The organism is Muribacter muris (genome assembly GCF_004569585.1).
Classification (GTDB): domain Bacteria; phylum Pseudomonadota; class Gammaproteobacteria; order Enterobacterales; family Pasteurellaceae; genus Muribacter; species Muribacter muris.
The window spans coordinates 1-10,531 of record NZ_SPPA01000040.1 but is presented as its reverse complement, the minus strand read 5'-3'; the positions used below and the strand labels follow the sequence as shown (position 1 = coordinate 10,531).

Sequence of the window (10,531 nt, the reverse complement as noted above, 5' to 3'; positions counted from 1 at the left end):
TAGGTTACGGTAAAGCGAACCCGGTAACAGGCAACACTTGTGATGCGGTGAAAGGTCGTAAAGCGTTAATCGCGTGTTTAGCACCGGATCGTCGTGTAGAAGTACAAGTACAAGGTTCAAAACAAGTAGCTATGTAATAGCACTTAAATCTATCAGAATGCCCACTCGTGGGCATTTATTTTAGGGGCTATTTAAGGGTTAAGCGATAGCTCCAGTCTAGCAGTTTATATATTTCATCTAATTCAAAATCACTGTCAAGTACGATCGTGAGCCAGTGCCGTTTATTCATATGGTAGGCGGGCAACACATTTTTATCCTGTCGGAGAATGCTGACTACGTCAGGTTCGCATTTTATATTCAAAATATCAGCTGTACCTTCGCCTGTTAAGCCAAGTTTTGTTTTGGAAACGTTGGCAATGAGAGCGAACCATTTTCCTTTCTTATTGCAATGACGGAGTACCGCATAGCTCGGTAACTTTGCCCACAGGTATTCGAGAGCAACGGCATATTGCTGTGCCACATAATCAAAAATAGCTTGGCGTTGGGACATTTTTTCTTCCTCTAAAAGAGGAAAGTATAACGGCTTTATTTGTGAGAACCAAGACAACTCATAGCGGGGTTGGCTTTGTAAAATAGAGCATTAAAGTAACCGCTTGTATTTATTTAAAAGGAAAAATGATATGTTTACACTTCTTATCGGTTTCTGCATTGGTATGGGAGTTAGCTTTCAAACGGCGATTAACGCCCGTTTACGCAGCTATCTCGGTGTACCTTTTTTATCTTCTTTAGTGTCGTTTTCCGGCGGCACACTGTTTTTAGCATTGTTGGCTAATTGGCAAGGATATACCTTGATACCGGATTGGCAAATGATCCACCAAGCACCTTGGTGGGTATGGATTGGCGGCCTAATGGGAATGGTTGCCCTAACTGCCAATATTCTGCTTTTCCCTAAATTAGGCGGCGTACAAACCGCGATAATCCCATTATTGGGACAAGTCTTAATGGGGATATTGATCGATAGTTTTGGCTGGTTTGGATCGCCGCATATTGAATTAAGCATAATCCGGCTAGCGGGAGTAGGGTTAGTATTAGCCGGAATGTTTTGTGCGGTTGTATTACCTAACTTAAAACAAAGCAATCGAATAATGTCAACGGATAGATCGATTTGGTTTTGGCGGTTGTTTGGTATTGGGGCGGGAATGTTAATGGCGAGCCAAACGGCGATCAATGCAGAGCTTGGACGGGAACTTAATGCCTCAATTCAAGCGGCGTTTATCTCTTTTCTCGTGGGCGGTACGGGGTTGTTTTTTGTTGTAATGCTTTATGAACGTAGCTTTCATCGGCTTAAAAACGGTATAGGAAAAGGCAAACCGTGGTGGATTTGGTTTGGTGGAACACTAGGTGCATTGTTTATTTTCGGTAGCATTATTCTTGTGCCCCAGATCGGTACAGGTGGTGCTATTGTTCTAGTCTTATTAGGGCTTATTTCCGGTAGCTTACTGGTGGATAAATTCGGCTTATTCGGCGCAATACCAAAACGCATTCTTCCTATCCAATTACTTGGGCTAGGCATCTTAATTTGCGGCGTTGCGTTGATTCAGTTAGTTAAGTAGCAGATATAAATGCACACAAAATCCCTTCATATTTTTATATGAAAGAATATCGGATAAAAGCGAAATTTAAAATATTATGTAAATGTGCGATTTGCCTATTTCCTAATTTGATTAAATTCAGTATCTTTCGCATTTCGTGTATTATCTGCAAATTCTCCCATTTGATTCAAGGACTCCATTATGTCAAATACCTCTGCGATTGCTAATGTTGCAAATCTTATCCGAGAAAACGAGATCAAATTCGTTTTGCTCAAATTTACCGATATTAAAGGTAAAGAACACGGTGTGTCTTTGCCGGTCTCTTTAGTAGAAGAAGATCTGGAAGAGCTGTTTGAAGAAGGCAAAATGTTTGACGGTTCTTCCGTGGAAGGCTGGCGTACCATTAACAAAGCCGATATGTTGTTAATGCCGATTCCTGAAACGGCTGCTGTTGATCCGTTCTCCCGTATTCCGACTCTCACTATCCGTTGTAGTATTTACGATCCAAACACAATGCAAAGCTATGATCGTGATCCGCGTTCTATTGCGATGCGTGCGGAAAACTATCTCAAATCAACCGGGATTGCCGACAGTGTCTTATTCGGGCCTGAACCGGAGTTCTTCCTGTTTGATGATGTGCGTTTCGGCGTTGGTATGAACGGTAATAGCTACGAAGTCGATGATATTGAAGCGGCTTGGAATACCAACAAAAAGTATGAAGACGGCAACAAAGGCTATCGCCCGTTGAAAAAAGGCGGCTACTGTGCGGTTGCGCCAAACGATACGGCACACGATATTCGCTCCGAAATGTGTTTAGTGATGGAGCAGTTGGGCTTAGTGATTGAAGCTCACCACCACGAAGTGGCTACTGCCGGTCAAAATGAAATTGCGACACGCTTTAACACGCTAACCAAGAAAGCGGACGAAACGCAAATTTACAAATATGTCGTTCAAAATGTTGCATTAGAACACAGTAAAACTGCCTGCTTTATGCCGAAACCGATTACGGGCGATAACGGTTCCGGTATGCATTGTAATATGTCCCTTGGCAAAGACGGCAAAAACGTGTTTATGGGCGATAAATACGCCGGCTTATCCGAAACGGCACTTTACTATATCGGCGGGTTAATTAAGCACGCTAAAGCGCTCAATGCCTTTACCAATCCAAGTACCAACTCGTATAAACGCTTAGTGCCGGGCTTTGAAGCGCCGGTGCTATTGGCTTATTCTGCCAGCAACCGTTCTGCCTCTATCCGTATTCCTGCGGTTACCAGCCCGAAAGCAACCCGTGTTGAAGCTCGCTTCCCTGATCCATTGGCAAACCCATATCTTGCCTTTGCCGCATTATTGATGGCAGGTTTAGACGGGGTTATCAATAAAATTCATCCGGGCGATGCGATGGACAAAAACCTCTATGATCTGCCGCCGGAGGAGTTGAAAGATATTCCGGCAGTGGCAAGCTCATTAGAAGAAGCGTTAAATGCGTTGGAAACGGATTATGAATTCTTAACCAAAGGCAATGTATTTACCAAAGACTTCATTGAAGCCTATATCGGTATTCGCCGTAAAGATGTCGAGCGTTTGAATATGACGCCACATCCGGTCGAGTTTGAAATGTACTACGCATAATCAAGGCGATAACCCAAAAGGCTTATTCCTTGGAATAGGCCTTTTCTTTGTACCTTATCAATCTATCTGTATTTGCAGGGAATCAAAATGCCACAAAATCTGTATCACTGGCCCGATCCGCACGCACTTTATCCCGATCGTCCCCCAAAAAGTTACCGCTGGAAACGGTTGCGCTATCGGCTGCGTGCAATGCTTAATGCAAAAAAGATTACACAATTCACCGCTTGTGTGAACCAAAATCCGGCTCTGGCACAGTTATTGAATGCTAATCCGAGTTATAGTTATCCGCTTGTGCATCGTTTCTTGGATAAACGTTTTAGCGCATCGCAACGTCTGCACGCTATTTATGACAACCTGACTTTCTTGCCGCCAACACTCTGGCATAAAACGCACTATTTGGGCGAAATCGTGCCGGATTTTTCCTTGTATCTGAACCTAAATCAGCAACAGGCAATGGAAGGTTATTGGTCGTTGGAATTACGGTATAACCAGACCGATCAACTGGTCTATTTGCTCACTTTCGGAAAAATTGAGGACGCATTGCTGATTGCCGTCATTCAAGGGCCTAATTTTGAAGGCTCAAAAGAATTGGTGAAGTTACTGACGAAAAAATGCCACGGGCTACGACCGGCTTATTTGATGGTGGAAGCAATGAAAGCGCTCACCAATGTGCTCGGCTATCAAAAATTGTGGGGGATTCCGCAGAAGTACCAAAATAAATCCCGCTTTATCCAAAGTAAACGGTATGTGGTCGATTACGATCGTATCTTTGCGGAAAGTATGGCAACACACGCTAAGTACTGGGAATTACCGCGACACTTTGAAACCAAAGCTATTGAAGATATCCCAAGTAATAAACGGGCGATGTACCGCAAACGTTACGCAATGCTTAATGCTTTACAACAAACAATGGCAGAAAAACTCGTGCCTCACCTGACACAAGCGGTCGGTTAAAACCCAAATTTTGCAAGATTATGCCGCATAACTTATATTCCATTTTGTAAAAAATTTGCCGAAACACACCGCTTGTAAAGCAGTGGTTTCGGCAAAATCATTTTTAGCCTAGTGTCGACCGAAGTGTTTGAATCTCATCATATTAAGCAATTGCTCTTTCTTCTTGGTCGTTAAAACAATATTGGTTTTCACCACTTTGTTTTTCACTACTTGCGGTTTCGCCGGATTAATACCACCTTGTTTTACCGTTTCGGTTTTAGTGGAATCCACTTTCACATTTACATCGGATTTTACCCCTGCAATAGTGCCGTTATCCCAATCTTTCTTCGCACTTTCTGCCCATTTATCTGCCGGATATGGCGTAAACTTACCGCTACCGTTTGCAGAAAGATTGACGCTGGTTTCACTCACTTTATCCGTTACCGACGTAGTCGTGGTTTTACCACTGAGATTATTAGTAACGTTTGGTGCATTCACACTACCGCCGTTAAATTGGGCATTATTACCGGAAATAGTGGCATTTTGTGTATTGAGATCGGTAGTAGTGTGGGTTTCATTACGAATAACATCAACATTCAATTTGCCAGAACCGCTCGCAGGTACCCATTTATCATCGCTAATGCCACCATTTAGTGATAAACCTACATCGACACCCGTTTTATTGACGTTATTTTTTGCAGCATTGAGATTAACATCCCCCTTGCTACCATCTAGGTTAAGATTAGTACTATTTGAGCTAACACCAGTTAGGTTCACGCCATTTTGAGCCTGAATATTGACATTCTGCCCGTTAATTGAAACGCCTTGATGTGTCGTACTGTTTTCATGTTGTACATTGATATTACCGTTAATGCCAAGGCTTGAAGTATTCGCCCCCACACTTACACCACCGCCAACACTTACATTCAGATCGTTAACGTTGCTTTTACCCGGTTGAACATCAACGGTATTGCCCGTAATAGATGCATTATTGCCCGCCGTAACATTTGTGCCTTGTAGATTTACACTATCTTTACCGTGAATTCCCACATTGTTACCACCTTGAACATTATGTGAAACAGCGTCCGTACGGCTGCCTTTATGACCATTAGCCGTGAAATTCACATCAACAGATGGCACCGCAGCCCCTGCTGCCGGCACCACTATCGCACCAACACCGACATTAAGGGTAAAACCACCGCCTTTATGACTGCTGGTATTTTGCGATTGGGTAAAGTTTGCCTGATCAGCCTTAATATTCACATTGTGAGTTGCCGAAATATCCCCTTGGCTGTTTAATGTACCCGTGGTGATATTGACATTCTCCCCTTGTACATTTGCTTTGTGAGCCGTCGTTGAATTACTCTGATCTTTTTGGAAATGAATACCGGCATTTACCCCAACATTTGCACTCGCAAAATCTTTTGTACTGGCACTAACCCCTATAGTGACGCCAGCATTTAATTTATCATTCTGCTTTGTGTTTTGAGCCGATTGAATATTATGCGACTGTGAGTTGAGATTAACGTTGCCCCCACCTTGGTATTGTGTACCGACATCAGTTAAATGGGCAGCATTCACATTCACATCGTTACCCGCCGTTACCGTTGTACTTTGTGCATTTGTAGCAGAACTTTGCTCACGACCACCGGAAGCACCTAATACAAGGCTACCATTAACGACTTTGTTTTTATCAAGGGAAGTTGTTAAGGTTAAACCGACATCAACGTTTTTCTTATGATTACTTTCCGTATTAGATTCCGCTTTATGACTCACATTTTGTGCGTTTTCGGATATATTTTGTCCCGCATTAAGCTGCGAACCACTATGGCTAATACCTTGATTTGCATTGATATTCAAATTATTTGCAGCAGATAATTGGCTACCTTGTGCGGAAGTTGTCGAACTATTGGCTTGTGAATGTTGAACACCGAATGAAAGTTTATTCGTAATACCGCTTTCAGTCACAGTTACCGTATTGGTAATCCCCACATCCGTATTTTTCTTAGTGGAATCAGAAGAATTATGCTGTGCCTGAGTATTGACGTTATTCGCATTGATATTCAAATCAGAGTTCGTTGCAGACACTTTACTACCCGCCACATTCACATTATTGGCAGCTAAATTTGTCTCACCGCCACTCACAGACGATGCAGTATGTGTACTCTCCGTCAATGACTTATTATGTTTATAAAAACCGAGAGTAGCACTTGCTTCACCTTTGAATTTCAAATTATCTTTCACATTACTCACTAGGTTTTTGGCAAGCTCATCACGTTTTACCTTATCTTCAATCACATTCACAAGAAGATCAACGGAAGATTTTGCGACACCCTCTTTATCAAGCGATAATGTTGGTTTTTCAACTTTAGCGGTAAACCCGATACCTGATTGGGTATGATTTTGGGATAAATGATTTCGACTGCCTTGAATGTTAATATCTCCGCCAGCAACAATATCGAGAACACCACCCGCTTGTACACGGCTGCCAATGATATCTACATTCTTATCGCTCACTAATCTCAGATTGGATTGAGAACGTAAATCCGAGCCTTGCTGGGTATAAACAACTTTATATCCCTTAGTCCGCTCTTTGGTAATATCAAAAATGGTTCCTTTTCGACCTTGCTCTTGATAAGAACTGAAGTTTTCCACCGAATCTAATCGTAAGCTACCTTCATTCGCTTTAACTAAGGCATCTTTACCTGAAATAACTCGACTACCTGAAATATTCACTCCTTTCTTAGCATCAGCTAAAATCGCCCCTTTTACCGTAAAATCCGCCCCGTGTTGCTCTCTATCATTACGGGTAGAAACCAGCGTTTTCGATCCTGCTAAACCGCCCCAATATTTTTCCTTATCATCTACATTGTGGCTATTTTTGACTTCCTCTGCCTTAAATTGAAGTTTACCGCCGTTCGCAATAACCAAATCGCCGTCAACACGACCAATCGTACCGGCAAACTGAATATCAGAGCCGCTTGAAATAATCAAATCGCCTTTCACATTCAATTCGCTCGCCACATAATTCTGAGCGGCCGCAGACTGTAAACTCTTACCTGTCTTACGTTTTGACGAAATATTCTTAAACACTGAGCTATCAGAGTAGAAATTTTGCTCCGTTGCCCCTTGGAACGTAATGCCTTGTTCACCGTGTAACACAAGGTTTTGAGCATTAATCTTAGACGCATCGCCTGTCAATTTTCCCTCTGTTGCGATGAGTTTTAGATTATCCGACACAATGTTTGTATGATGCACTTTTTCAGTCGTACCGAATGAGTTCTCCCATATTTTGGCACTCCCTTTAGAGCGTTCTTCAGTCGAGACCGTTCTGCCTTTCGTTTTTACTGAGCCTAAATGGGTTTTACCGCCAACCAATATCGCATCTTTAGCTTGAATATCAGCCCCTTCTAATACCAACTGATTCGCCGCAACCACGATCGCAGAATCTGCTTTTACGCTGGTTTTAGTAAACTGTTGCGTATCTTTTTGCGATTTTCCTTTACCGACAAATTTATCCTTATCATTAATGTTTTTAGAAGAAGAAACCGTATTATCAGTTACCTTCCCATTTAATTTCACATTACCGCCAGTGACTGTAACTTGCTTCGCAGTTAAGTTACTACCCGTCACCTCTAAACTAGCACGATCGTCTGTTGAGTGGATACGAATACGACCCGCTTGAATACTGCCTGCAACTTTACCATCTAATATTTTTTCTTGCTGCGGTAATACACTAACGGTTAATTCTCCATTATCCGCACGCTCAATCTTATTACGACCTTGTAAAATATTAACATTACCATCTTTAGCTTGAATATTGCTGGAGACATTTACCGTCGGAGCAATTAAATCGACATTCGTTGCACCGGACATACTACCTTTAGTCGTTAAACCTTGCTCGCCGTCCACTTGATAGCCAGTCAACTTACCGCTTTCAACAGTCGCTTTCCCAACCACTAACGATGCTCTCGGCGTATTAATAAAACCGCCACCGTCAACACTAATGCCATTCGGATTAGCTAATACATAGTCCGCTCTTTGTCCTGCAATTTCTTGTTTACCGGCAATATGTGAAGGATTACGGCTGACTACCTCATTTAAGATCACCGTTGCCGCCTGACTTCTCAAGTTCGGGTTAGCCGCAACTTGCCCCGCTAATTGTGTTTGACTATTTTGCCGTGCGTTATTTAACACCGCACCGGCTTTATCGACATTAAATTTATTATATTGGTTATGAGAAAGCCCCGACTGGCTCGGTGTCGCAATATTGATTATTTCAACACCTTGTTGACGGGCAACTTGGGTCTGACCGTTAGCGGCTTGAATCTCCGCATAACTGAACTGCGTTGCATAGCATAATGACAATGCAACCGTGATTTTAGAAAGAGACATTTTTTGCATAGATAGGAATTTCCAAAATGAAAAAGGGCTGTACCCAAAACGGCAAACATTGCTGCTTACCACCATTCGACAAGCGGTTGGTTTCACTGCTGTTTTTACAGCACTGACACACCATTTGGCGTGCCGCATATTCTAAGCATCTCTTGTTAAAATCTGATGACTTTTTTTAATAAAAGTCAAAATTTGTGACATACATCACAAAAATTTTCTCATTTGCTCTTTTTTTGCTCATTTTATACATTCTTCCTTTAGCCTCCTAAGCAACCGATTACTCCATAAGTAGCATTTTTTCATAAAAAATAAGGCTAACCCTTTCGGGTTAGCCTAAATTATCAGGGGAGAATAAAGTGAAAAAATAAAGGCGTAACTTTTAGTTACGCCTTTAGTATATATTCTAATTAAAATTAAAGTGTTGATTGATCAACCGCCACGCCTGCACCCATTGTAGTAGAGATGCTGACTTTCTTGATGAACACACCTTTTGCTGTGGTTGGTTTTGCTTTAGTTAAAGCAGCCAATAATGCGTTAAGGTTGTCTTTTAGTTGTTCTTCAGAGAAGTTTACTTTACCGATAGTGGTGTGGATGATACCGTTTTTGTCGTTACGATAACGGATCTGACCGGATTTTGCGTTTTTAACCGCTTCCGCTACGTTTGGTGTTACTGTACCGACTTTCGGGTTTGGCATTAAGCCGCGTGGACCAAGGATTTGACCTAATTGACCTACCACACGCATTGCATCCGGTGAGGCGATAACTACGTCAAAGTTCATTTCACCTTTTTTGACTAATTCGGCAAGGTCTTCCATACCGACTAAATCCGCACCGGCTGCTTTTGCGGCTTCTGCATTAGCACCTTGTGTGAATACGGCAACACGGGCAGTACGACCTGTTCCGTGTGGAAGTACGGTTGCGCCACGTACGTTTTGGTCTGATTTACGCGGGTCGATACCCAAGTTTACAGCCACATCAACGCTTTCAACAAATTTCGCTGTTGCGAACTGTTTTAATACTGCGATTGCTTCGTTGATTTCATAGGCTTTGGTCGCATCTACGCCAGCTTTGATTGCTTTCATTTTTTTAGTCAATTTAGCCATCGTATTATTCCTCCACCACTAAGCCCATTGAGCGAGCAGTACCTGCGATTGATTTCATTTTTGTTTCGATCGTTGCACCAGTCATATCCGCTGCTTTAGTTTCAGCGATTTGACGGATTTGCTCTAACGTTACTTTACCGACTTTATCTTTGTTCGGTTTACCTGAACCGGATTTAATGCCTGCCGCTTTTTTGAGTAAAACAGCTGCCGGTGGTGTTTTGGTCACGAAAGTGAAAGAACGGTCTGCGTAAACGGTGATAACAACCGGAATCGGTAAGCCTTTTTCTAAGCTCTCGGTACGCGCATTGAATGCTTTACAGAATTCCATAATGTTCACACCTTGTTGACCTAATGCAGGACCAACCGGTGGTGATGGGTTCGCCATACCCGCTGCAACTTGCAACTTAACGTAGGCTTGTACTTTTTTTGCCATTGTTTTTTCCTCTAAAATGGGTGATAACGCTGAAATCAGCTCCCCTGTGGACATAAAAAGACGAGCGAAAGATTTCACTCGTTAATAAGGGTGCGAATTTTACTAGAGTTTTGTATGCCTTTCAAGCAATTTTGAGCATTGCAACATTTTGTAGAGAAAATACCGCCTATTTATATGTTCATTTATAATGGAATTATGTGTAGAAGATCAAACTCAATCTGACAGTCCCCGTTTAAAACGATGTGTGTCTGTCAGATTAATTTGAGCTTAAATTTTTTTCTGCCCAAATTCGTTTTCCATCAACTAATGTTTCCATTGCCGTTCTTCCACAGCACATTTTTCCTCGATGGGTTCGGTGATGGTTATAATACAGCAACCATTCATCCAAATCAGCTTGTAATGTACTCAAATCCATATAAATTTTCTTCCTAAATGCCACTTGGTAA

The 10,531-nt window shown here is 42.2% G+C and carries 7 protein-coding genes and 2 pseudogenes; 4 read left to right on the top strand and 5 right to left on the bottom strand.

Features of this window, described 5'->3' with window-relative positions; all coding sequences use genetic code 11:
* A pseudogene (locus tag E4T80_RS13380) lies at positions 1–137 on the top strand (porin OmpA); the annotation flags it as partial.
* A gap of 50 nt (positions 138–187) precedes the next feature.
* Here E4T80_RS13380 and E4T80_RS12060 read toward each other — a convergent pair.
* Positions 188–550, bottom strand: coding sequence for an MmcQ/YjbR family DNA-binding protein (locus E4T80_RS12060; protein WP_135058649.1), 363 nt, complete (start codon positions 548–550; stop codon positions 188–190).
* A 130-nt stretch (positions 551–680) separates the two neighbouring features.
* On the opposite strand from E4T80_RS12060, the gene E4T80_RS12055 reads away from it, so the two are divergent.
* From E4T80_RS12055 to E4T80_RS12045, 3 genes are all read left to right on the top strand, one after another.
* Complete coding sequence (locus E4T80_RS12055) at positions 681–1,613, top strand: DMT family transporter (RefSeq protein ID WP_135058648.1); 933 nt, start codon at positions 681–683, stop codon at positions 1,611–1,613.
* A gap of 180 nt (positions 1,614–1,793) precedes the next feature.
* Complete coding sequence (gene glnA / locus E4T80_RS12050) at positions 1,794–3,221, top strand: type I glutamate--ammonia ligase (protein ID WP_135058647.1); 1,428 nt, start codon at positions 1,794–1,796, stop codon at positions 3,219–3,221.
* Positions 3,222–3,308: 87 nt separating this feature from the next.
* Entirely contained in the window at positions 3,309–4,175 is an 867-nt protein-coding gene (locus E4T80_RS12045) for a VirK/YbjX family protein (protein ID WP_135058646.1), read from the top strand.
* Positions 4,176–4,283: 108 nt separating this feature from the next.
* On the opposite strand, the gene E4T80_RS12040 is transcribed toward E4T80_RS12045, so the two are convergent.
* The 4 genes and pseudogenes from E4T80_RS12040 to E4T80_RS12025 form a co-directional block, all read right to left on the bottom strand.
* Positions 4,284–8,549 carry a hemagglutinin repeat-containing protein gene (locus E4T80_RS12040; RefSeq protein WP_194186301.1) on the bottom strand — a complete coding sequence of 1,422 codons (4,266 nt, stop codon included), beginning with the start codon at positions 8,547–8,549 and terminating at the stop codon, positions 4,284–4,286.
* A gap of 413 nt (positions 8,550–8,962) precedes the next feature.
* Positions 8,963–9,652, bottom strand: a complete 690-nt coding sequence (rplA, locus tag E4T80_RS12035) for a 50S ribosomal protein L1 (RefSeq protein WP_135058644.1) — start codon at positions 9,650–9,652, stop codon at positions 8,963–8,965.
* A 4-nt stretch (positions 9,653–9,656) separates the two neighbouring features.
* Positions 9,657–10,085: a 50S ribosomal protein L11 gene (gene rplK / locus E4T80_RS12030; protein ID WP_111354419.1), complete on the bottom strand. Its 429-nt coding sequence runs from the start codon at positions 10,083–10,085 to the stop codon at positions 9,657–9,659.
* Between the two features lie 256 nt (positions 10,086–10,341).
* Positions 10,342–10,531: pseudogene (locus E4T80_RS12025) on the bottom strand (IS481 family transposase); the annotation flags it as partial.

Excerpts from the sequence above, each read along its gene's own strand:
- E4T80_RS12060 (WP_135058649.1), bottom strand. The coding sequence starts at position 550 with ATGTCCCAACGCCAAGCTATTTTTGATTATGTGGCACAGCAATATGCC.
- E4T80_RS12055 (WP_135058648.1), top strand. The coding sequence starts at position 681 with ATGTTTACACTTCTTATCGGTTTCTGCATTGGTATGGGAGTTAGCTTT.
- glnA (WP_135058647.1), top strand. The coding sequence starts at position 1,794 with ATGTCAAATACCTCTGCGATTGCTAATGTTGCAAATCTTATCCGAGAA.
- E4T80_RS12045 (WP_135058646.1), top strand. The coding sequence starts at position 3,309 with ATGCCACAAAATCTGTATCACTGGCCCGATCCGCACGCACTTTATCCC.
- E4T80_RS12040 (WP_194186301.1), bottom strand. The coding sequence starts at position 8,549 with ATGTCTCTTTCTAAAATCACGGTTGCATTGTCATTATGCTATGCAACG.
- rplA (WP_135058644.1), bottom strand. The coding sequence starts at position 9,652 with ATGGCTAAATTGACTAAAAAAATGAAAGCAATCAAAGCTGGCGTAGAT.
- rplK (WP_111354419.1), bottom strand. The coding sequence starts at position 10,085 with ATGGCAAAAAAAGTACAAGCCTACGTTAAGTTGCAAGTTGCAGCGGGT.